The sequence below is a fragment of the Cupriavidus necator N-1 genome (genome assembly GCF_000219215.1).
Taxonomy (GTDB): Bacteria; Pseudomonadota; Gammaproteobacteria; order Burkholderiales; family Burkholderiaceae; genus Cupriavidus; species Cupriavidus necator.
Genome location: NC_015723.1, coordinates 1,258,194 through 1,280,726 on the forward strand (window position 1 = coordinate 1,258,194; position 22,533 = coordinate 1,280,726).

Below are 22,533 nucleotides of genomic sequence, written 5' to 3' on the forward strand. Positions count from 1 at the left end.
CCTGAAACTCCTGCTTCCCTGAACCCCTGCTTCTTCTGCACTCCTTATTCCGAGACAGCCATGCAAAACCAGACTTCCCCGCTGCTTCAACGCCTTGCCGATGTGCCGGTGATCCCGGTGCTGGAGTTCCACTCGGTCGACGAGGCCCTGCACGTCAGCGAGGCACTGGTCACCGGCGGCTTGCCGCTGCTTGAGATCACGCTGCGTACGCCGGTGGCGCTGGAAGCGATCAGGGCGGTGGCGGCAGCCTTGCCGCAGGCCTGCGTCGGTGCCGGCACGGTACTGAACGTCGAGCAGCTGCACGCCGTGCGCGATGCGGGCGCGCAGTTTGCCGTCTCGCCCGGCCTGACCCCGGCGCTGGCCGAGGGCGCGCAGGGCGCGGGCATCTCGCTGCTGCCGGGCGTGGCCACCGCGAGTGAGGCGATGGCGGCGCTGGAAGCCGGCTTCACCTTTCTCAAGTTCTTCCCGGCGCAGGCCGCGGGCGGCGTGCCGATGCTGAAGTCGCTGGGCGGGCCGCTGCCGCAGCTGCGCTTCTGCCCGACGGGCGGCATCGACGCCGCGCTGGCGCCGACCTACCTGGCGCTGCCCAACGTGGTGTGCGTGGGCGGTTCATGGGTGGTGCCCAAGGACGCCGTCGCCAGCGGCGACTGGGGCCGCATCCGCACGCTGGCCGAGCAGGCCAGGGCACTGCGCAACAAGGGCTGAGCACCGGCAGCGCAAAAGGAAACGGCACGCCATTCGGCGTGCCGTTTTCATATCGACGCGGTCCGGGCCGCATCAGACTTGGGGGGCTGGCGGCTTACTTGTGACGGTCCGCCGAGCTTTCAAGCTTCTGGCCACCGCGCTGAATGTCCTGGCCGAGCCCCGCCATCGTGTTGCATCCAGCCAACAGGGTGGCAAACAAAACGCACCAGATCCAACCTTTCTTCACGCCGGGCTCCTTTCGAAGATTTCAAGAATCGAGAGATTCAGGGATTGAGGGATTTGCGCCGATTTTACCGCTGCTGTGAGCGGGTTTGACATCTGGTATGTGCCAATTTGTAAATCGTGCAACGGCCGCAACGCCAGCCGCCTCTCAGGCGTGGGGCGCCAGCAGCTCCCGCGCGCGCTGCTGGATCGCCGCATGGGTCTGGAGCAGCCAGGCCGCGGGGAATGGCTGCGCCAGTAGGTAGCCCTGCACGCTGTGGCAGCCCCAGGCACGCACGGCCTCGAGCTGCTGGTGGGTCTCGACCCCCTTGGCACAGACCGACACGCCGGCGCCCCGGGCCAGCCGGCAGGCGGCGTGCAGGCTGTCGGCACGGTTGGCGGAATCACCGGGCCGGGGTGCATGGCCCAGCCGGCGGGCGTCCAGCGTGACGCTGTCCGGGTGCAGCGCCGCCAGCAACTGGCGGCAGCCCGGGCTGTCGTCGAAATCGCCCAGCGTCAGTTGCAGCCCGCGCCGGCGCAGGGCGGCAACGCGGGCAATGATGTCGGCGTCGGCCGGCACCGCGCTGGCCGACACTTCGATGCACAGGCGGTCCGGTGCGATGCCGCCTGCGTCGATGGCGTGGGCCAGTGCCTCCACCATCTGCGGGCGGTGCAGCTGGGCGCTGGAGGCCAGCAGGGTGAATTGCAGCGGGGCCACGTTTTCGGCGGCGCGTACCAGCGGCAGCACGCTTTCCAGCAGCCAGCTGCCAATCCGGCCGACCAGCCCCAGCGACTCCACCGCCGGCAGGAAATCCTGCGGCGCCACGCGCCCGAGCGCCGGATGGTGCCAGCGCAGCCGCACGGTGTAGCCGCTGACCACGGCGCTGGCGAAGTCGGCGCGCGGCTGCAGCTGCAGGCTCAGTTCGCCGCGCTCCAGCGCATCGGGCAGGGCTGCCAGCAGGGGCGCGGTCGGCGGCGCGGCGGGCTTTTCGGCGCGCGCCAGGCCGTCGCCCCCCCGTCGATCGACCCGCAGCATGGCGTCCAGGGCCTGCTGCAGGCTGCGTTCCGCCGGGATATCCGGATGGTCGGTGGCCACGCCGATGCTGCACGAAATAAACAGCTCGAAGCCGTCCAGCGCGAACGGCCGGGACAGGTCGTCGGCCAGCCGGCTGGCCACCGGGCCGGGGTCGGGCACGCCGTCCGGCAGCGCGGTAATGACCACCAGGTCTGCCGCCGCCATCCAGTGCATGATGGCGCCAGGCGGCAGCAGGCAGGCGATGCGTGCCTGCACGATGGCCCGCAGCCTCGCTGCGCGCCGGGGCCCCAGGGTTTCGCAGGCGCTGGCAAAGCGGTCCAGGCGGATAGAAAGGATCGTCGCTGGCTGCCCGGTGCCGGAGCGGCGTGCCGCAAGCGCGGACACCAGGGCGGACGGCTGCATCGCGCCAGGTGCGCCCGCGGCCGCGGCGATGTCATCGGCATCAGGATGCATGGATGGTCTTGCGGGCAGCCTGTTGATGGCCGTGCGATGCCCGCGTCTCCCCGGTATCAGATTTGGTCGTTCGGCTGGCCGCTGGGGCGGCCGCCGGCGCTTGTCGTTAGGCCCTGGTGATCCATGCCTGCCACGGCCGCATGCGGGCCGCACAGGCGGATCATAAGCGAAGGGGAGGGGGCGGAACATTGCAAATTGCGCCAAGGTGACTTGGTCGCAACCTGCAACTTAATATGGATCAATATGGTCGGAATTGACCGTGATCCTGGATTGACGCCACCGCCGGAATCCGGCAGCGGCCGACTGGCTGGCCTGATCAGCCGGTGGTCTCTTCCTCAGGACCTTCCTGCGGGGGCAGGCGCGCGGCCAGCACCTTGTCGATGCGTTTGCCGTCCATGTCGACGATCTCGAAGCGCCAGTCGCCCCATTGCACGCTGTCGGCGATCTGCGGCAGGCGGCCCAGCAGCAGGAGCAGCATGCCGGACAGGGTGTGGTAGCGCTCTTTTTCTTCTTCCGGCACCTGGCGCAGGCCGATGCGGTCCTTCAGTTCCGGGATCGGGATCAGGCCGTCGAGCAGCCACGAGCCGTCGTCGCGCTGCACCGCCCATTCCTCGCCGGCGGCGTCGGCCTTGAATTCGCCGGTGATGGCCTCGATCAGGTCCTGCAGCGTGACCAGGCCCAGCACTTCGCCGTATTCGTCGATGACAAAGGCCATCTGGCCGCCGGAGCCGCGGAAATTCTCCAGCAGTTCCATGCCGGTCACGCTCTCGGGCACGAACACCGCCGGCTGCGCCGCGGCCTTCAGGTCGGCTTCCTCGCCGCGCAGCCGGCGCGCCAGCAGCTGGCGCGCGCTGACCACGCCGATGATGTCGTGCATGCCGCCGCGCACCACCGGAAAGCGCGAATGGTCGGACTCTTCGATGCGGTGCAGGTTTTCATCCAGCGTCTCTTCGACGTCCAGGTACACGACATCGCCGCGCGGCACCATCAGCGATGCCAGCTGGCGGTCGTCCAGCCGGAACACGTTGCGCACCATGGTGTGCTCGTGCTGCTCGATCACGCCGGCCTCGGAGCCCTCGACCAGCAGTGCGTGGATTTCTTCCTCGGTCACGCCCGGGCCGCGGTCGACCTTGGTGCCCAGCATCCGCAGCACCAGCCGCGTGGAGCTGGACAGCAGCTTGACGAACGGGGTGGAGGCCACGGCCAGCCAGCCGATCGGGCGCGCCACCAGCCGCGCGATCGCTTCCGGGGCCATCTGGCCCAGGCGCTTGGGCACCAGTTCGCCCAGCACGATGGAAAAGTAGGTCAGGCCGGCCACCACGATGGCGGTCGCCACATAGCCGGAGGTGTTCGGCGACAAGCCGAAGCCCTGCAGCCAGAGGCCCAGCGGCTGCGCCAGCGTGGATTCTCCGACCACGCCATTGAGCACGCCGATCGACGTGATGCCGATCTGCACCGTGGACAGGAAGCGCGTGGGGTCCTCGCCCAGCTGGACCGCGGCAATCGCGCCGCGGTCACCGTTCTCGATCTGGCGCTGCAGACGTGCCTTACGGGCCGTGACCAGCGCGATCTCGGACATCGCGAACAGGCCGTTGAGCAGAATCAGCGCCAGTAGTATGGCAATTTCCATCAGGGTACGCGCCCTTTGCGTGTGAATTGAAAGCACCAAGCATACCATCCGCGCATGACGACACGGCGCCGGGCAGCCTGGCGATGGTGGCGGCTGCTCCGGTCGCTTAGCGATAACCAGCGGAGATAGCTCGATGCCTAATATTCAATAGATAGTTATCGTTGGCCGCGCCAAACTTCTGTCCGTGGCACTACCTGTGCCCCCTTACGAAAAGCCTGGATCTGACAGGCGTGCGAATCACAAGGAGACAGAATGGACAACCGATGGACGGCCGTGCTGGTGGAGAAATTCGGCCATAGCTTCAGCGCTTACGAACTGGCAGGCGGCGAGCGCCGCTTCAGCGTGCAGTTGCCGGACTATCCCCATGAATTCGTGGTGGACCGCGAGCGCCTGTGCGGCTACGTCGGCCACTATGGTGTGCAGACCTTCGCACATGCCGGCGACGGCGGCGCCATGGTGATCGCGGTCGACCTGGTGAGCGGCGCGGTCAGGGCGCAGCTTGATTGCTCGCCCTATCACCGCATCCATGGCCTGCAGATTGACCGGCAAGGGCGCGTCTATGCGCTGAGCGAGCGCGACAATATGCTGCTCGTGTTCGAGGCCCCACTAGAGCGCCCGGTGCCGGACCGCGCGGTGCCGGCGGGCGGGGTCAAGAGCCATCTGTTTGTGTTGTCGGCCGATGGCGAGCGTGCTTACGTGACCAACCTGCTGTCGCATACCGTGACACTGGTGCACCCCTACGATGCCACCCGCGCACCGCGCGCGGCCAACGCCGGCAGGCGCCCCGAGGGCTGTTGCCTGAGCCGCGACGAAGCGGCGCTCTACGTTGCCAGCCGCGACGACCACAGTCTCACCCGGCTGGACGCGCGCACGATGGAAGTGGTGCGCACGGTGCCGACGGGCGAGGACCCCACTCGCATCTACTGGTCGCCGGACAACCGCCTGTTCGTACTCAACTACGGCGAGCGCAGCATCCGCATTTTCGACCCCGACACGCTCGCGGAGACCGGTCGGGTCGATACCGGCGCCAAGCCGATCGCGCTCGCCTTCCATCCGGCTGACCCGAGCCGCGCCTATGTCGCGCTCAACGACCACACCGTCGGCCAGCTTGACCTGCCTGGCCTGACCCTGCGCCATGCCTTCACCACCGGCAAGGAACCGGACGGTCTTGCCATCCTGGCTTTGCCGCCGCAGTAGCACCCGGTCGTTTCAACCGACAAGGCCGCGAAGGCAGCGCAGATGCCGGCGGCTGATACCCAGAAATCCATACGGAGACAGAGTATGAAAGGCTTGGACCAAGCCGGCGCCGGTACGTCCGTCGCCATCGACGCGACACCTCTCACCGGTGCGCCCGGCATCCCCGCCCAGCGCTGGTGGCGCATCATCCCGCCGATCCTGATGGTCTGCATCGTCTCGTACATGGATCGCGTCAATATCGCCTTCGCGATGCCGGGCGGGATGGGCGACGCGCTCGGTATCGGTGCCAGCATGGCCGGCCTGGCCGGCGGCATTTTCTTTGTCGGCTATCTGTTCCTGCAGATCCCCGGCGGCAAGCTGGCCGTGCGCGGCAGTGGGCGCAACTTCATCGCCTGGTCGATGCTGGCCTGGGCCGTCATTTCCGTGTTGACCGGCCTGGTGCGCAACGAGACCGAACTGCTGATCCTGCGCTTTGCGCTGGGGGTGGCCGAGGGCGGCATGCTGCCGGTGGTGCTGACCATGGTCGGCAACTGGTTTCCCGACCACGAGCGCGGACGCGCCAACGCCCTGGTGATCCTGTTCGTGCCGATCGCCGGCATCATCACCGCGCCGCTGTCGGGGCTGGTGATCGCGGCGCTCGACTGGCGCTGGCTGTTTATCGTGGAAGGCCTGATTTCGCTGGCCTGCCTCGGCGTGTGGTGGAAGCTGGCCTGTGACCGGCCGGACCAGGCGCGCTGGATTTCCGCCGAAGAGAAGGCTTATCTGCTGGCCCGCCTGCGCGAGGAAGAGCAGCAGGCAGCCGCGGCTGGTGCGAACGTGGGGCAGGGCGCGGGCAGCACGCGGGCGGTGTTGGCGCACATCTTGTCGCAGGATGTGATCTGGCGCCTGATCGCCGTCAATTTTCTCTATCAGATGGGGATCTACGGCTACACGCTGTGGCTGCCCACCATCCTGAAAGGCCTGACCGGAGGCGGCATGGGGCAGGTCGGCATGCTGGCCGTGCTGCCGTACCTGGGTACCATGGCCGGCATCCTCGCGATGTCTTCGCTGTCCGACCGCACCGGCCGGCGCAAGGCCTTCGTGGTCTGGCCGCTGCTGGGTTTCGCTGCCTGCCTGGCCGGTTCGGTGTGGTGGCACGACAATACTTGGGTGTCCTATGGCCTGCTGGTCGGCAGCGGCTTCTTCCTGCAGTCCGCTGCGGGCGTGTTCTGGACCCTGCCGCCGCGGCTGCTGGCCGCCGAGCACGCCGGTGTGGCGCGCGGCGTGATCAATGCGCTCGGCAACCTGGGGGGATTCTGCGGTCCCTATGCCGCGGGCGTGCTGATCGAGCGCGTCGGCGCGGGCGCGGGTGTCTACTTGCTGGTCGCCGCGCTGGTGCTGGCCGGTGCCCTGGCTGCCACGTTGCCGAGGCGGTGCCGATGAACCGCGAAGCAAACGGCGCGCTGCCCCCGGGCCTGGCCATCGTCGACGCCCACCACCACCTGTGGCAACTCGGGCGCGGCCGCTATCCCTGGCTGCAGGACGAATACCGGCCGCAGACTTTCTTTCTCGGCGACTACGAGAGCCTGCGCCGCGATTACTTGGAGGCGCAGTATGCGTACGACACCAGCGCCGTCACCGTACTTGCTACCGTACACGTAGAGGCCGAACGCGACCGCAGCGAAGCCGTCGACGAGACTGCGTGGCTGCACCGCCAGGACTGGCGCCCCGGCATGGCTGCGGCGGTGGTGGCCTACGCGCCGTTCGGGACTCCCGGGTGCGCCGAACTGCTGGCGCGCCAGGCTGGTTTCGCGCGGGTCAGGGGGATTCGATGCAAACCGCTGACCGCTGCGGCGCCGGGCGAGTCGGTGGCCGGGCGCCCCGGGTCGATGCAGGACCAGGTCTGGCTGGATGACCTGGCGCGGCTGGAACGCCACGGCCTGTCGTGGGACCTGCGGGTACCGTTCTGGCACTTGCGCGAGGCGGCCCAGGTGGCGGCCGCCTTGCCCGGCGTGCCCATCGCGCTCAATCACGCGGGCCTGCCGCTGGACCGCTCGGAAGCGGGCCTGGCTTGCTGGCGCGCCGGCATGGAGGCGCTGGCTGCCTGCGCCAATGTGTCGGTCAAGCTGTCGGAGTTCGGGCTGGCCGGCGGGCGCTGGGATGCGCTGGGCAACCGCCGCATCGTGCGCGAGGTGCTGGCGATTTTCGGACATGAGCGGGCGATGTTCGGCAGCAACCTGCCGGTCTCGGGCCTGAGCGCGGACTTCGGCACGATTCTCGGCATGGTGTGCGAGGCGCTGCCGGATCCCGTGGACAGGCAGCGCGTGCTGGCTGGAAATGCGGCGAGGTTCTATTGCATTGCGCCGGCGCAAATGACGGCGCGAAGCGATGCCAACGATGCTAAGGATGCTCCAAAGCCGTCAGAGCTTGCCTAAGGCACGCATGCTATAAAGGCCGATCTTAGCCGAAGTCCCTCCTGAGCGGCCACCATGCCAGACCTCCCCGCCACCCTCTCCAGCGCGGCCACCCTGCGCAAACGCCTGCATATGCGGCACCTGCGCCTGGCCCTGGCCCTGGCCGAGCACCGCTCGCTGCGGCGCGCCGCTGCACAGATGGCGCTGTCCCAGCCAGCCGTCACCAAGGCATTGCGCGAGCTCGAGAGCGTGGTTGGCACGTTGCTGTTCACGCGCCATGCGCGCGGTATCGAGCCGACGGTATTCGGCGAGGCGCTGATCCGCTACGCGCGCGTGGTGCTGGCCGACCTGGATGCCCTGCATGACGAATTTGCCGCCATCGCAGCCGGCGAGGTGGGCAAGGTGCGGCTTGGCTCGATCCTGGCCCCGGTGCCATCGGTGCTGTCCGGTGTCATCAACGCGCTCAAGGCGCGCTATCCGCATTTGCATATCGTGATGCAGGTCGATACCAGCGACGTGCTGGTGCAGGCGCTGCGGCAGGATGCGCTGGACGTGGTGATAGGGCGTATCCCCGAGGGTACGATGGCCGACGATCTCGACTTTGAGCCACTGTTCGAGGAATCGCTGGCCATCGTGGCGCGCGCCGGCCATCCGCAGGCGGGCAAGCGCAGCGTCAGTCTGGCTTCCCTGGCTGGCTATCCGTGGATCATCCCGCCGGCGGCCGTGCCGATGTGGCAGATCATCGACCAGACCTTCCGCGACAACCGCGTGCCGCTGCCGGAAGACATTATCGAGACCTCGTCGATCATGGGCACGTTGCCGCTGCTGGCGGAGAGCGATCGCATTGCTGTCGTGCCGGGCGCCATCGCGGACTACTTCGGCTCGCTGGGCGCGCTGGCAGTCCTGCCGGTGCCGATGCGAGGGCAGTTGGTTCCCTATGGGATTGTGGTGCGCCGGCGCCGTGCCGCGACGCCGGCCATGCGGCTGCTGATCGACGCGGTGCGCGCGGCGCGGCCTGGCCATCCGAATGCGGTGGTTGAATCGGAGCCATTACCTGTTAGGTAATGGCCATTCGCCCCAACGCATGCTGTAATGCAGCCATGGAAACGCTGACCCCCGCCTCCGAAGCCACCCTCGACTTCCCCGGGCTGCTGCGCTACTGGCGCGGCAAGCGCGGTTACAGCCAGCTGGCGTTGTCCCTGGCGGCCGGGGTGTCGCAGCGCCACATCTCCTTCCTGGAATCCGGCCGCGCCCGCCCCAGCCGTGAGATGGTGCTGGCGCTGGCCGAGCGCCTGGGCGTGCCGCTGCGCCAGCGCAACCGGCTGCTGCTGGCCGGCGGCTTTGCCCCGGCATACAGCGAACACGCGCTGGCTTCGCCGCCGCTGCAGATGGTGCAGCAGGCGATCGCGCTGATCCTGGCCAAGCAGGAGCCGTACCCGGCCGTGGTGCTGGACCGCTTCTGGAACCTGGTGGATGCCAACCTGGCTTACCGGCGCATGCTCGATACCCTGCTGGGGGAGCGCGCGCCTGCATCGCTCACGGAAGGCAGCCACCGGATCAACCTGATGCTGACCGTGTTTGATCCAGAGGGCCTGTGGCCGGTGATCGAGAACGCGCACCAGGTCGGGCGCTACCTGCTGCGGCGCGTGTGGCAGGAGCTGCAGGTGCAGGCCCACGACCAGACCGCGCGCGAGATCTTCGGGCGCATCGCTGCCTGGCACCCTGACATGGTGGGGCCGGGCGGCGTGCTGCTGCGCGAGGACGACGGCACCGATGGCCCGCCGGCGCCATTGCTGCCGGTGGTGCTGCATGCGGGTGCGTTCCGCGCGTCGCTGTTCTCGACGCTGACCACGCTCGGCATTCCACAGGACATCACGCTGCAGGAGCTGCGCATCGAATGCTTCTTCCCGGCCGACGATGCCACCCGCACCTTGTTTGAAACGCAGGGCGCGCCGCAGCGGCCGGCGCTCAGAAGTGGTAGCGCAGGTAAATGACGTGGAAGGTGGTGCCAGGATTGGGCTGCTTGATGCCGGCATTGGACAGGTGCTGGAAGCGGTAGCCCGCGGTAAAGCGCCGGTCCTTGCCGACTGTCACGCCGATCCCGGCGTAGTCCGAGAACTGGAAGGCGGTGGCAATGTTGTGCTCGGCCGAAGTGTGCGTGCTGGTCAGCAGGCGCGGCCCGACCGACAGCTCAAGGAAGGGCACCCAGGTGTGGCGCCACCATGCGATTCGCACCACCGGCGAGGCACCGAACTCCCATAGGTCGTTGGGTTGGTTGTCGCTGCTGCTGCGCCAGCGCGCAACGTTGACTTCCCATTGCAGGTCGACCTGCCAGCCTTGCGGATTGCCCCACGCAAAGCCCGAATCCCACAACATGGCGACCTCCGCCTTCTGCACGTCGTGGCTATCGTCGAAGCCGTAGCCAAGCTGCACGGCAGGCGCGGCGCGCGCCGTCGCTGCCAGGCACAAGGGCAGGGCAAGCAGGCCCGCGGCGACGGTGCGGCGCACCCGCTGTTGCCACGCACGCCGGCAGGGCGCATGGAAGGAGGAACAACTCACACGGCGGTCTTGTCTGGCTTCTTGTTCGTGTCGGCGCATGGGAAGCACGGATGAAGAGGTGCTGCGTTGTTGTCCGGCAAGGCATGAGGCGGCCGCCACTGCGGGAACCGCTTGCACATGCGCTGCCTCCCCCCTTATTTGTAGTACACGGGAAGGCACCTTGCGATGGTCGGACATGGCCTAACGTGGGTGAGCGCCCGCGAGAGGAAAAAAACAACAATCGTGCTAACATCCGCGGGCCGGTGCCGGCTACATGGCCGCACCGGTTCGTTACGTCTTCAGGGCGGGGTGAAAGTCCCCACCGGCGGTATGCCGCGGCGCGCAGTGCGTGTCCGGCGAGCCCGCGAGCGCTCGCATTCCCGTGCGAGGTCAGCAGACCTGGTGAGAGGCCAGGGCCGACGGTCATAGTCCGGATGAAAGAAGATGGACGGAGCTTGCCCGCGCGGCCTGGCGCCTTGCCCGGCCTTGCGGTTCGCTGTTGCCTTGCGCCGCGCGCAGGGCGCGGCCGCTCGTGCTTGCGCTTCAGGCGCGGCGTGCGGCGCTGCAACTCCGTTGATCCTTCCCCTGGAACGCCCATTGATGCTGAACAAGGAGCGTTTCATGTCTAGCCTTTCCACCGAAGCTGTTGTACCCGAAGTGTCCGCGGATCTTGCCGCCGATGCCGACCCCCGTTCCCTGGCCGCGCGCATCGCGCAGGCGCTGGAGGCCATGCGCGAAGGCCGCCCGGTCGTGCTGCTCGACGATGACGACCGCGAGAACGAGGCCGACCTGATCCTGGCCGCGGAGCGCCTGACCAACGCCAACATGGCGATGATGATCCGCGAATGCAGCGGCATCGTCTGCCTGTGCCTGACTGAAGACAAGGTGCGCAGCCTCGGCCTGCGGCCGATGGTCGAGCACAACCGCAGCCAGTACGGCACCGCCTTCACGGTATCGATCGAGGCCCGCGAAGGCGTCAGCACGGGTGTCAGCGCCGCCGATCGCATCACCACCATCCGCGCCGCCATTGCCGGGGACGCGGGCACCGATGCGGTGGTCAGCCCGGGCCATGTGTTTCCGCTGGTGGCGCGCGACGGCGGCGTGCTGGTGCGCCGCGGCCATACCGAGGGCTCGGTCGACCTGGCCCGCATGGCAGGCCTGTCGCCGGCCGCGGTGCTGTGCGAGCTGATGAACCCGGATGGCACCATGGCACGCCGGCCGGAGGCGCTGGCCTTTGCCGAGATGTACCAGTTGCCGGTGCTGACCATCGAGGACCTGGTGGCCTGGCGGCGCCTGCGCGACTAAAAAAGTCGTCGCCTGCACGCATTTCCGGCATGCAAGCGCGCCGGGATGTGTGCTTCCTGTGCGACAATGCGGATCGCTTTTTCCCGTCTATATGAGGGCAATTCCATGATGTTCCGCATTTTTAGGCACGCAGCCACGTTTGCTGGCTGCCTGCTTGGACTGGCCGCACCGCTGGCGCATGCCGAAGGCAGCGCCGTGCCGGCACCGTCCCCCGTTCCCTCCAGCACCACCCGCCCGGCTGCCGCCGCTGGCCTGTATGAGTGCCAGGTCACCGGCACCGGCACGGTATTCCGGTCCACGCCCAGGGAAGGCTGCCGGCTGGTCGCGGCACCCGATCCCGCCGCCCCCGATCCGCAGCGATGGCTTCCCCTGATGGGTGCCAATGGCGTGGTTTCCTATTTCGACCAGTCCGCGGTGCGCCGCCAGGGCACCGAAGTCGGCGTGGTGGTGATGCGCAACTCACCGTCGGGCGTGATCCGCACCGCCAGCGGCGAGCCGATCCGCTCGTCGCTCAAGCGCATGGTGCTGAACTGCGCCACGTCCATGTTCGCCGTGGTCGAGCAGACGCTCTACAGCAAGCGCTTTGCGCGCGGCGACTCGCTCTATACGATCCGCGCGCCGCAGTACGGCACCTTCCAGGTCGCTGGCCCCGGCACGATTGCCGCAGAGTTGCTGCGCAAGCTGTGCAGGTAAGCCTGGCGGCGGCCGGCGATCCAAGGCTCCCTATCCATCTCCCTATCAGGGTTTGTCCCGGTCAACGGCGCGCGAACCTTCCTCGTTGATGCTGGTGACAGGCCGCGAGCCAGAAGCGCCAGTCATGGCAGGCATCCCTGCCATACCTATCTGCAGGGCAAATGAGGAGACGGAAATGAAGAAATGGATCGTCATGCTGTCGATGGCAATGTTTGGTGCGGGCGCAATGGCGCAGACGCCTGCGACTCCGGCGACGCCTGCCACCCCGGCCACGCCGGCGGCAGCGTCGACTGACAAGGCCGCGCCGGCCAAGGCAGACAGCGGCAAGGCCAAGGCCAAGAAGACCAGCACCAAGAAGAAGAGCCACGCGCCTGCGGCCAAGGATCCGACGAAGAACAAAGGCGCCTGAGCGCGCTGACGATGGCGGCGGGCGCACGGCTCCCCGGCAAGCGGGGATGCAGGCTGCGTCCGTGACTGCCATGCCGCCACGCAAATAATGGCCGGCCGTGCCTGCATGGCGCGGACCCGCCGCGCGCAGGACAGCCCTGCGGCACGCGTTGCGTGTCTTCCGGGGGGATAAAGCCGGGCATGTCGGGCGGATCGCAACAGGAGGCTTCGGCCTCCTCTTTTTTGTCCGCTGCCGCAAGCGGCCGCCGCCGCGCCGGCTTTGCGCCTGCGCCGCCGCACGCTATGCTTGCGGGCATCGTGCCGGGCAGGGCGTGGAGCCCTCGCGCCGGCACAGGCCAACTCGGACGGGAGCGGTCTTATGGCAGCGCTAGCGGTGTGGCGGCGGTGGCGGCGATTGACGGCATTCTGGATGGCGGGACTAGGCTGGATGATAGGCGCGCTGTGGATGCAAGCCAGCCTGGCCGCGCCGGTGTCCGAGGTCGCGGCCGTGCAGGCTCCGATTGCCGTGCGCAGCGGGGCCGCGGTCGAGCTGCGCCTGATGGACCGGCCCATCGCCACCATGCGCGCCGAGATTGCGGGTGCCACCCCGGCCATGCGCGTCTCGCGCGCGCAACTGGTGTTCAACGACCTGACGGAAAGCGAGCTGGCACTGCCCCTCGGACAGGTCAGCGGCACGGTCGGCGACGTGCCGATGGTCGCCTATCGGCTGGGGGACCGGCTCTTGTTCGCGCTGACCTCGCAAGACCTCTCGCCGGAGGACCACCTTACGCTTGAAGCTGCCGCAACGCGCACCGCGGCGGGTCTGCGCCAGGCCATTGCCGCACGGCGCGCGCACCTGCACTGGCCAAACCTGCTGCGCGGTGCCGCGCTGAGCCTGCTCGGCCTGGCCGTGCTGGCCGCGCTGACATGGGGTGTGGCGCGAGCCGGCGTGGCCCTGCGCGCCCGCCTGCAGGTGGCACTGGAGCGGCACCTGGCGCAGCGCGTCGGCGGCCAGTTCGACTGGACCGGCGCGCTCTACCAGCTGGTTGCCCGCATCGTGCAGATCCTGGCGATCGGGCTGGTGCTGGTGCTGGCCTTTGCCTGGCTGGAGTTTGCGCTCGAGCAGTTTCCGCTGACCCAGCCCATGGGCGACCGCATGGGCGCGTTTATCGTCGGCTTGCTGTCGCAGATCGCGCTGTCGATGGTGTCGTCGGTGCCGGGCCTGGTCACGGTGGCGGTGATCCTGCTGATTACCCGCGCGGTGCAGCGGCTGGTGTCGAATATGTTCAAGGCGGTGCAGAAAGGCCAGATCACGGTGCCCGGCATGCATCCGGAAACCGCGGGCGCCACGCGGCGGCTGGCGGCGGTGGTGATCTGGGCGCTGGGCTTCACCTTTGCCTACCCTTATATCCCGGGCTCGGAGAGTGATGTCTTCAAGGGGCTGTCGGTGCTGCTCGGCTTCATGGTCACGCTGGGATCGGCCAATGTGGTCAACCAGCTGATGAGCGGCATGGTGGTGGTGTATTCGCGTGCGCTGCGGCGCGGCGACATGGTCTGCATCGGCGATACGGTGGGCACCGTTGCCTCGCTGGACGCGCTCTCGGTGAAGGTGATCAACCTGCGCAATGAAGAGGTCACGCTGCCCAACGCGGTGGTGGTCGGCAGTGCCATCCATAACTACACCCGCCACGGCAGCGTGCGTGATCCCCGCGCGCAGGAAGGCTGGCACGCTGCGCTGATCTCGACCTCGGTCACGATCGGCTACGACACGCCCTGGCGGCAGGTCCATGCGATGCTGCTGGCAGCCGCCGGCGAATCGGCGCATATTGTGCCGTCGCCCACGCCATTCGTGCTGCAGCGGGGGCTGTCCGACTTCTATGTCGAGTACGAACTGTTCTGCGCGCTGGACCATCCGCGCAATCGCTTCTACGCGCTGTCGGCGCTGCACGCGGCGATCCAGGACCAGTTCAACACCCACGGCGTGCAGATCATGTCGCCGCATTTCATGGCGCAGCCGGACAAGACCGTCTACGTGCCCGGGACCAGGTGGTACGAGGAACCAGGGTCGCCGCAGGTCGATCCGGCAGCGCGGCCGCATCGCGCGCCGTCGCGCGCGGCATGAACGCCGGCTGCGCGAGCGATCAGCGCCGCTTAGTCAGCCACCTGGCGCGACTTCCATTGTCCGTTGGACTGCTTGCAGAACCACCCGCTCCAATGCTCTTCAGCGCTGCCGCGCTTGAGATCGGACTTCAGGCGCCGGCAGGGCTGGCCCTTGTCGGTCTTGCTTTCGATCGGCGTGATGGTGCCGTCGATCTGCTGGCGCCGCCCCGCCGCGGGGAACGTCCATTCAACAGTCTTGCCGTCGGCCGTATCGTTCAGTGCCGTGCGCACTGACTTGGCCAGCGACGCGCCTTCCTTGTCGTTGAGCGTGCCGATGATGGTGCCGCTCAGGTAATTGTCGAAGTACGCCTGCGCCGGTGCCGCCGCGGCAAACAGCAGGGCGGCACCAAGCGCGCCAGTGACGGCGGCGCGCAGGGCAGGGCGGACAGGGCTGGCGGTAGGGTCGGATGGCCGAGGCAGCATGACGATTCCTTGTGGCTTCGTGGTGGCATTTGGGTGGCATTGTAAGCGCAATGCAGCGCCGCAGCAGCGCGCGGTGCGGTTGACACGTGCCAGCCGCTGACCTAGCGTTGATTGTTGCCCCCGCGCTTCGCGTTGGCCGGCAGCGGAGCCTGCTGTGCGCTTTGCACGGCAAGCGCCTTTCCCCCCGCGAGAGGAGATCCCATGAAGCTGCGCTATCTGACCATCGGCCTGGCACTTGCCTGCGCATTCGGCACGCTGCACGCCCAGACCACAAGCAAGGCCGACAAGTTCAATCCCTACACCGACGGCGCCAAGCAAGACCAGTTCAGTCCCTACTCCGATGGTGCCAAGCAGGACAAATTCAGCCCGTACTCGGATGGCGCAAAAAGCGACAACGTGACCTCGTTGAACCCGGGTGCCCGCCCTGACCAGATGGAGCCGATCCAGGGCGGCGCGCAGAAGTCCTTCGACTCATACAGCCAGGGTGGCATGAAGAGCGGGAAGTTCGATCCGTATTCCGAAGGCGCCAAGAGCGGCAAGTTCGATCCGTACAGCGAAGGGGCTAAAAAGTAACACTGTATTAAAGGGGCCGGCTGCCGGCCGGCCCCGATCTCAACCAGATTCCCACAGCCGGCAGGCGTTGGCCTCGCCGGGGCTTGCGGCCGTGTGACCCCGGCGCCCGCAAAGCCTTGTCCGGAGCGGCTTTCGGGCAACCTGGCCAACATTTTGTTTCAAACCTTGCGTGATCGAAACGTGACTTCCGCGTCTCGAATTGTTATGGTTTATTGCGCATCGCAACAAACCGGACACAGTGCCCCGCGGGCCGTCTGCCTCGTGTCCGGGTCTCGCCACTCGGCGCCGGGCCCGTCTCTTGCTGTGTCGTCCTTCGTTCCGACCGCCGATGCCGGTCACCCCGATTCAACCGCTCACCCTGGCATACATGTCACAGATCGCCACGCCACGCCTGTCCGTTACCCATACCTTGCCCGCCGCCGGGCCGGTGGCCCGCCGCGCGGCACGGGCGGGTGTGCGGATCGCAGCCTGGCTTGGTGGCAGTACGCTGGCGCTGTGTGCCATGGCCGCCCATGCGTTCGATTTCGACACCGTGGCTGCGCGCGCGCGCCAGCTGGCGGCCTCGCCCTACAAGGCGCCGCCGCAGAACCTGCCGCGCGAGCTGCGCGAGCTGTCATACGAGCGCTACCGCGAGATCGAATACAAGCCCGAGCGCTTTGCCTGGCGCGGCACGCGCTCGCCGTTCGAGCTGTCGTTCTTCCACGAGGGCATGGTGTTTGACCAGCCCGTGCGTATCCATGAAGTGGTGGGCGACAGCGTGCGTGAATTCCGCTTCGACCCGTCCGCGTTCAATTACGGCCCGCACAAGGTCGATGCCGGCAAGCTCAAGGGCCTGGGCTATGCAGGCTTCCGCATCCTGTACCCGCTGAATCAGGGCAAGCGCAAGGATGAGCTGGCGTCGTTCCTGGGCGCGAGCTATTTCCGCGCGCTGGGCAAGGACCAGTGGTACGGGTTGTCGGCACGCGGCCTGGCGGTCGACACCGCGCTCAATTCGGGCGAGGAGTTCCCGCGCTTTGTCGAATACTGGATCGAGCGTCCCGGCCCCAATGCCAAGGAGATCACGATCTACGCGCTGATGGATTCGCGCCGCATGAGCGGCGCGTACCGTTTCACCATCAAGCCCGGCGCCGAGACCGCGATGGAGGTCAAGTCTCGCCTCTACCTGCGCGAGAACGTGACCAAGCTGGGCCTGGCGCCGCTGACCAGCATGTTCCTGTTCGGTGAGAACCAGCCGTCGGCCGCGCAGGATTTCCGCCCCGAGGTGCATGACTCTGACGGCCTGTCGATCCACCTGGGCACCGGCGAATGGGTCTGGCGCCCGCTGGTCAATCCCAAGCGCTTGCTGGTCACCTCGTTTGCGGCGACCAATCCGCAGGGCTTCGGGCTGATGCAGCGCGACCGCACCTTCAACAGCTACCAGGAGATCGGCTCATGGTATGAGCGCCGGCCCAGTGGCTGGGTGCAGCCGCGCGGCAACTGGGGCTCGGGCCGGGTAGAGCTGGTGCTGATCCCGACGCCGGACGAGACCAATGACAACATCGTCGCGTACTGGGTGCCGGACAGCCCGCCCAAGCCGAAGCAACCCTTCGACTATGAGTACCGGCTGCTGTGGCAGAAGGACGGCGAACAACAGCCGCCGCTGTCGTGGGTGACCCAGACCCGCCTGGGGCAGGGCCAGACCCGCAACAAGGAAGACACGAGCTTTTCGCTGGTGGTGGACTTCGAAGGCCCGGCCTTCGGCAAGCTGCCGGCGAACGTGCGCATCGACCCGGTGGTTTCGGCCGATGCCAACGGTGAGCTGCTGAAAACGTCGGTGCAGCGCAATGAGGCGACCGGCGGCTGGCGCATGACCATGGTGATGCGCCGCAAGGACGAAACCAAGCCGGTTGAGTTGCGCGGCTATCTTCGCAACGGCAATACAACCCTATCCGAGACATGGAGCTACATCTTACCCCCAGGCTAAAGCAGCGACCGGCCAAGGCGGCGGCATGCGAGCGCTATGTCGACCGCCTGCCGGTATCGCCTGAAGTGCGCAGCGAACTGCTGGCGGACGGCGCGCCCGCGACGCCGGTCGCACCGGTCACGCCCGTGGCATCCGTTGCCCCCGTGATCGCCGTTACCGCCGACGGCCGCGATGCGCAGGACGCGATCACGCGCCTGCAGTCGCGCCTGGCGGCCAAGGACACGCCGCCCGCGCAAGGCGGCAGTGCCTACGCCTCCGTCGGCCGGCGTTTCACGATGGCATACGGCAATCCCCAGGTGGATGGCGCACCGCTGCTGCAGCGGCGCGAAGACGGCACCGTGAAGGTCGACACCGGCCCCGAGCCCGAGCGCAGCTCGATGGTGCCGCGCCAGTGGCCGCCGCATATCGTCACCGGCTGGCTGCGCAATACCTGGCGCCACATGCTGGGCCGCCCACCCGTGCCCGAGACCTGGGACACGCTGCACGACGGTCCCGATGCCGAAGGCAAATGGCATCCGGCTGGCTCGCACCGCCGCTGGTTCCTGCTGGGCCTGGTCGTGATCCAGACCGTGCTGGCTACGTACTTCATGAGCAATGTGCTGCCGTACCATGGCGCCGATCCGCTCGAGATCGCCATCCTGGTGCTGTTCGCCGTCCTGTTCTCATGGGTGTCGGCCGGCTTCTGGACAGCGATGATGGGCTTCCTGGTGCTGGCCAAGGGCGGCGACCGCCACCTGATCTCGCGCTCGGCCGCGCCCGACGGGCCGATCGCGCCCGAGGCGCGCACCGCGATCATCATGCCGATCTGCAATGAGGACGTGACGCGCGTGTTCGCCGGGCTGCGCGCCACCTATGAATCGCTGGCGCGCACCAGTCACCTGTCCAACTTCGATTTCATCGTGCTGTCGGACAGCGGCAATCCGGACCTGCGCACCGCCGAGCATGACGCGTGGATGGAGCTGTGCCGCGCCGTCGGCGGCTTCGGCCGCATCTTCTACCGCTGGCGCCGCCACCGCGTGAAGCGCAAGACCGGCAACGTGGCCGACTTCTGCCGCCGCTGGGGCAGCAAGTACCGCTACATGGTGGTGCTCGATGCCGACAGCGTGATGAGCGGCGACTGCCTGGCCACGCTGGTACGGCTGATGGAAGCCAACCCCGGCGCGGGCATCATCCAGTCCGCCCCCCTGGCAGTGGGCCGCGAGACCCTGTACGCGCGCGTGCAGCAGTTCGCCACGCGCGTGTACGGGCCGCTGTTCACGGCCGGCCTGCATTACTGGCAGCTGGGTGAATCGCACTACTGGGGCCATAACGCCATCATCCGCGTGCACCCGTTCATCGAGCACTGCGCGCTGGCGCCGCTGCCCGGCCGCGGCCCGCTGTCGGGTGAGATCCTGTCGCACGACTTTGTCGAAGCCGCGCTGATGCGCCGTGCCGGCTGGGGCGTGTGGATCGCCTACGACCTGGAAGGCTCGTACGAAGAACTGCCGCCCAACCTGCTGGACGAGGTCAAGCGCGACCGCCGCTGGTGCCAGGGCAACCTGATGAATTTCCGGCTGTGGCTCAAGCAGGGCTTCCACGTGGTGCACCGCGCGGTGTTCCTGACCGGCATCATGGCCTACCTGTCGGCGCCGCTGTGGCTGCTGTTCCTGCTGCTGTCCACGGCGATGCTGGCCAAGCATGCGCTGGTGCCGCCGGAGTATTTCACGCAGCAATACCAGCTATTCCCGACCTGGCCCGAATGGCATCCGGAGAAGGCGCTGGCCTTGTTCTCTGCCACGGCCACGCTGCTGTTCCTGCCCAAGCTGGCCAGCGTGGTGCTGCTGATGAAGCAGGCGCGGCGTTATGGCGGGGCGGTGCAGCTGATTGCCAGCATGCTGATCGAGGTGCTGCTGTCCGCGCTGCTGGCGCCCACGCGCATGCTGTTCCATACCAAGTTCGTGATCGCCGCATACAGCGGCTGGGGCATCTCGTGGAAGTCGCCCCCGCGCGAAGACACCGAGACCACCTGGGGCGAAGCGTTCCGCCGCCACGGCTGGCACACCGCGCTGGGCCTGGCTTGGGGTGGTCTGGTGTACTGGCTGAACCCGTCCTACGTGCTGTGGTTGTTGCCGATCGTGGGCTCGCTGGCGCTGTCGATCCCGTTGTCGGTGATGCTGTCGCGGGTGTCGTTCGGTCGTGCCTCGCGCAATGCGGGCCTCTTCATGATCCCTGAGGAGACGCAGGTACCGCGGGAAATCGTCGAGACGCAACAGCATGTCGAAGCCGCGGCCGAAACGCCTGACTTTGTCGACGCCGTGGTGGACCCGGTTACCAATGCGCTGATGTGCGCGACCGCCACGCCGCGCGTGGTGCAGCCGGAATCGGCCCGCAGGCGCCATGAGGCCCTGGTCGAGCATGCGCTCACGCATGGCCCGCGCGCGCTGACCCCCGCGCAGAAGCATGTGCTGCTGGGCAATCCGTTTGCACTGGCACGCCTGCATGAACTGGTATGGGGCTCGCCGCTGGCCGATGCCGGCTGGAAGGACACGCGCATCCTGGTGCGGCGCGCGGCCAACGTGCTGCCGCTGCGTCCGCGCGCTGCCTGAGCGGGACTGACGCAAAACGAGAACGGCCCGCATCTGCGGGCCGTCTTTCTTTTGTGCGGGCGGCGTGCCGTCACGCGTCAATTGCAATCGATTCTTGTTTGTGTTGGCTAGCGCAGCGCCGCCGTGCAGATGGGCGCGTTGATGTAGACATCGCCGATGCGGCGCTCGCCACGGTCCTTGCGCGTCATGTAGCTGAACATCAGGCTGATGCCAAGCTTGGTCAGGATCTCGACGTCGCGGTTGGCGCAGATATTGCGCTGCAGCGGCGCGGCGTAGTTGACCTCGAAGCTGGCCAGGTCCAGCATCGGCCCGCGGTAGTTGGTGAGCTCCAGCTGGAACAGCACATGCTTGCCGGGGATCGACTGGCAGCGGCGCAGCCGCGTTTCGCCGTCGATTTCGATCGGCAGGGCGTCGTTGAGCTGGCGGCAGGCGCGTGCCAGTACGTTGTCGGGCCGTGTGGTGTTGCGCAGCAATTCGGGCACGCCGGCGGCGCCGGTGTTCTGGCCAGTGGCAGCGCCCTTGAGCATGCGTGACAGCGGGTCGGCCTCATCGATCGCGGGGGCCGGCGCCGAGGCGGCGACATTGCGCGCCTGCACCGGCGCGGCGTTGCCGGGCTGGGGCAGCGGCAACAGCAGCGCAGCCGCGAGTGCGGCCGGGCCTAGCGAAGCGGGAAGCGGCGTGTGTCGTATTCTCATGCAGGCTAACGTTGCCGGGACCGATACTGTCGTCCGTCTCTGCGTGGCCGACGGTGTGGCTTGCGCCGACAGGCTGGCATTGTACCCTCCACCTTGCCGCAGGTGAAAGCCGCGCCACCCGGCAAGGGCATCTGCAGCGCCGATTCGCGCTGCCGTGATCGCAAATGACCTGACCTCACTATTCACCAATAGCGCCAACTTCGCCAGCACCATCGGACCCGACTTAGGCAGGGCAGTTTTTCTGAACGACTGTTTCAAAACCCTGCACGCCAGGACCGTACCGCCTTCGTTATGCTGTGCAACAATTGCGCCTTTTCACGGGTTGCAGGCTCGGGCCGCAAGCAGGCTGGCCGTGCGTGACAACGCCGTTCCCCCGGATACTTTCCATGCCCCGTTCCACCAGCGCGGCTTCTCCCGCGCGCTTTCCTGCCTGGCTGCTGATCTGCGGTTCGCTGATGGCGATCGCGCCGTTGTCGATCGACATGTACCTGCCGAGTTTTCCGTCGCTGGCTGGCGATCTCGGCGTGGACATCGGCCAGGTGCAGTTGACCCTCGGCACATTCCTGGTGGGGTTGGCGCTGGGGCAGGCCTTCTATGGGCCGTTCAGCGACCGCTTCGGGCGCAAGCCGCCGCTCTATGTCGGCCTGTGCCTCTACGTGGCCGCCGCGGTGGGCTGCGCGCTGGCACGCAGCGTGGAGTCGCTGATGCTGTGGCGCTTCCTGCAGGCGCTGGGCGGCTGCGCCGGCATGGTGATGGCACGCGCGGTAATCCGCGACCGGCTTGAGGCGCATGAGTCGGCGCGCGCTTTCTCGTCGCTGATGCTGGTGATGGGGGTTGCGCCGATCCTGGCACCGATCGTCGGTGGCGGCATTCTCTCGGTATCGGGCTGGCGCACGATCTTCTGGGTGCTGGCGGCGGCCGGGATGCTGATCCTGCTGCTGGTCCACCTGCGCATGGAAGAATCGCTGGACCGGCGCCATGCGGCGCCGCTGCGGCTCGGCACCGTGGCGAAAAGCTATGCCGAGCTGCTGCGGGATCGCGAATTCCTCGGCTACTCGCTGTCTGCCGGTTTCGGCTCGGCAGGCATGTTCGCGTATATCTCCGGGTCGCCGTTCGTGCTGATCCAGCTGCACGGCATCGCGCCGTCGCACTACGGTTTTGTGTTCGGCGCCAATGCGCTGGGCCTGATCACGATGTCGCAGCTCAACGCCAGGCTGGTGCGCGGCCGCTCGCTCGATCAGGTGCTCGGGGGCGCGCTGCTGGCGGCCTGCGCGGCGGGCCTGGCGCTCGCTTTTGCCGCGCTTGCAGGCGTGGCGGTGCTGCCGGTGCTGCTGGCGGGATTTTTCGTCTTTATCGGCGCGCTCGGTTGCGTATCGCCGAATGCGTCGGCACTGTCGCTCGCCCATCAGGGCCATCGCGCCGGCACTGCCTCGGCGCTGATGGGCACGCTGCAGTTTTCACTCGGCACGCTGGGCGGCGCGGCCGTCAGCCTGTGGCGCGACGGCACCGCGCTGCCGCTGGGCGTGGTGATGGCGGCCTGCGGTGCAGGCGCGGTGCTGATGCGCTACTACGGGCGCTCAGGCCCCCGTTGACACC

Annotated in this window: 20 protein-coding genes and 1 riboswitch; of the genes, 14 read left to right on the forward strand and 6 right to left on the reverse strand. The window is 67.5% G+C overall.

The window, feature by feature from the left end:
* The first annotated feature begins 60 nt into the window (after positions 1–60).
* Positions 61–705 carry a bifunctional 4-hydroxy-2-oxoglutarate aldolase/2-dehydro-3-deoxy-phosphogluconate aldolase gene (locus CNE_RS23850; protein WP_013952849.1) on the forward strand — a complete coding sequence of 215 codons (645 nt, stop codon included), beginning with the start codon at positions 61–63 and terminating at the stop codon, positions 703–705.
* A 94-nt stretch (positions 706–799) separates the two neighbouring features.
* Here CNE_RS23850 and CNE_RS23855 read toward each other — a convergent pair whose 3' ends face one another.
* From CNE_RS23855 to CNE_RS23865, 3 genes are all read right to left on the reverse strand, one after another.
* On the reverse strand, positions 800–931 hold the full coding sequence (locus CNE_RS23855; RefSeq protein WP_010814145.1) for an entericidin A/B family lipoprotein: 132 nt from the start codon (positions 929–931) through the stop codon (positions 800–802).
* Between the two features lie 144 nt (positions 932–1,075).
* On the reverse strand, positions 1,076–2,395 hold the full coding sequence (locus CNE_RS23860; protein WP_041228619.1) for a GGDEF domain-containing protein: 1,320 nt from the start codon (positions 2,393–2,395) through the stop codon (positions 1,076–1,078).
* A 316-nt stretch (positions 2,396–2,711) separates the two neighbouring features.
* Positions 2,712–4,025 (reverse strand): hemolysin family protein, encoded by a 1,314-nt coding sequence (locus CNE_RS23865; protein WP_041228620.1) that lies wholly within the window; start codon positions 4,023–4,025, stop codon positions 2,712–2,714.
* Positions 4,026–4,277: 252 nt separating this feature from the next.
* On the opposite strand from CNE_RS23865, the gene CNE_RS23870 reads away from it, so the two are divergent.
* The 5 genes from CNE_RS23870 (at position 4,278) to CNE_RS23890 (ending at position 9,609) form a co-directional block, all read left to right on the forward strand.
* Positions 4,278–5,222 carry a YncE family protein gene (locus CNE_RS23870; protein WP_013952852.1) on the forward strand — a complete coding sequence of 315 codons (945 nt, stop codon included), beginning with the start codon at positions 4,278–4,280 and terminating at the stop codon, positions 5,220–5,222.
* 84 nt (positions 5,223–5,306) lie between these two features.
* On the forward strand, positions 5,307–6,644 hold the full coding sequence (locus tag CNE_RS23875; protein ID WP_013952853.1) for an MFS transporter: 1,338 nt from the start codon (positions 5,307–5,309) through the stop codon (positions 6,642–6,644).
* A complete protein-coding gene (locus CNE_RS23880) occupies positions 6,641–7,636 on the forward strand; it encodes an amidohydrolase family protein (RefSeq protein WP_013952854.1) in 996 nt (331 codons plus the stop codon). The genes CNE_RS23875 and CNE_RS23880 overlap by 4 nt, the downstream gene beginning before the upstream one ends.
* A gap of 54 nt (positions 7,637–7,690) precedes the next feature.
* Positions 7,691–8,680: a LysR family transcriptional regulator gene (locus tag CNE_RS23885; RefSeq protein ID WP_013952855.1), complete on the forward strand. Its 990-nt coding sequence runs from the start codon at positions 7,691–7,693 to the stop codon at positions 8,678–8,680.
* Positions 8,681–8,715: 35 nt separating this feature from the next.
* Positions 8,716–9,609, forward strand: coding sequence for a helix-turn-helix domain-containing protein (locus CNE_RS23890; RefSeq protein ID WP_041228621.1), 894 nt, complete (start codon positions 8,716–8,718; stop codon positions 9,607–9,609).
* Here the strand turns inward: CNE_RS23890 and CNE_RS23895 are convergent.
* A complete protein-coding gene (locus tag CNE_RS23895) occupies positions 9,584–10,123 on the reverse strand; it encodes an acyloxyacyl hydrolase (RefSeq protein WP_041228622.1) in 540 nt (179 codons plus the stop codon). The genes CNE_RS23890 and CNE_RS23895 overlap by 26 nt on opposite strands.
* Positions 10,124–10,444: 321 nt before the next feature.
* Positions 10,445–10,603: riboswitch (FMN riboswitch) on the forward strand.
* 171 nt (positions 10,604–10,774) lie between these two features.
* On the opposite strand from CNE_RS23895, the gene ribB reads away from it, so the two are divergent.
* From ribB to CNE_RS23915, 4 genes are all read left to right on the forward strand, one after another.
* Complete coding sequence (gene ribB / locus CNE_RS23900) at positions 10,775–11,458, forward strand: 3,4-dihydroxy-2-butanone-4-phosphate synthase (protein WP_013952858.1); 684 nt, start codon at positions 10,775–10,777, stop codon at positions 11,456–11,458.
* Positions 11,459–11,563: 105 nt separating this feature from the next.
* A complete protein-coding gene (locus tag CNE_RS23905) occupies positions 11,564–12,151 on the forward strand; it encodes a surface-adhesin E family protein (protein WP_013952859.1) in 588 nt (195 codons plus the stop codon).
* Between the two features lie 175 nt (positions 12,152–12,326).
* Positions 12,327–12,560 (forward strand): hypothetical protein, encoded by a 234-nt coding sequence (locus CNE_RS23910; protein WP_013952860.1) that lies wholly within the window; start codon positions 12,327–12,329, stop codon positions 12,558–12,560.
* A gap of 444 nt (positions 12,561–13,004) precedes the next feature.
* On the forward strand, positions 13,005–14,660 hold the full coding sequence (locus tag CNE_RS23915; RefSeq protein ID WP_238553132.1) for a mechanosensitive ion channel family protein: 1,656 nt from the start codon (positions 13,005–13,007) through the stop codon (positions 14,658–14,660).
* A gap of 29 nt (positions 14,661–14,689) precedes the next feature.
* Here the strand turns inward: CNE_RS23915 and CNE_RS23920 are convergent, their stop codons facing one another.
* Positions 14,690–15,121, reverse strand: a complete 432-nt coding sequence (locus CNE_RS23920; protein ID WP_013952862.1) for an RT0821/Lpp0805 family surface protein — start codon at positions 15,119–15,121, stop codon at positions 14,690–14,692.
* Between the two features lie 201 nt (positions 15,122–15,322).
* Between CNE_RS23920 and CNE_RS23925 the strand changes: the two genes are divergently transcribed.
* The 3 genes from CNE_RS23925 to mdoH all read left to right on the forward strand — a co-directional run bounded on the left by CNE_RS23925 (position 15,323) and on the right by mdoH (position 20,242).
* Positions 15,323–15,694 (forward strand): hypothetical protein, encoded by a 372-nt coding sequence (locus tag CNE_RS23925; RefSeq protein WP_013952863.1) that lies wholly within the window; start codon positions 15,323–15,325, stop codon positions 15,692–15,694.
* Positions 15,695–16,061: 367 nt separating this feature from the next.
* Positions 16,062–17,657 carry a glucan biosynthesis protein G gene (locus CNE_RS23930; RefSeq protein ID WP_041228861.1) on the forward strand — a complete coding sequence of 532 codons (1,596 nt, stop codon included), beginning with the start codon at positions 16,062–16,064 and terminating at the stop codon, positions 17,655–17,657.
* Positions 17,630–20,242: a glucans biosynthesis glucosyltransferase MdoH gene (mdoH, locus tag CNE_RS23935; RefSeq protein ID WP_080569588.1), complete on the forward strand. Its 2,613-nt coding sequence runs from the start codon at positions 17,630–17,632 to the stop codon at positions 20,240–20,242. Before CNE_RS23930 ends, mdoH begins: the two co-directional genes overlap by 28 nt.
* Before the next feature lie 107 nt (positions 20,243–20,349).
* Here the strand turns inward: mdoH and CNE_RS23940 are convergent, their stop codons facing one another.
* Complete coding sequence (locus tag CNE_RS23940; RefSeq protein ID WP_049800639.1) at positions 20,350–20,937, reverse strand: hypothetical protein; 588 nt, start codon at positions 20,935–20,937, stop codon at positions 20,350–20,352.
* A 386-nt stretch (positions 20,938–21,323) separates the two neighbouring features.
* Between CNE_RS23940 and CNE_RS23945 the strand changes: the two genes are divergently transcribed.
* A complete protein-coding gene (locus CNE_RS23945) occupies positions 21,324–22,529 on the forward strand; it encodes a Bcr/CflA family multidrug efflux MFS transporter (RefSeq protein ID WP_013952867.1) in 1,206 nt (401 codons plus the stop codon).
* Positions 22,530–22,533: the final 4 nt, after the last annotated feature.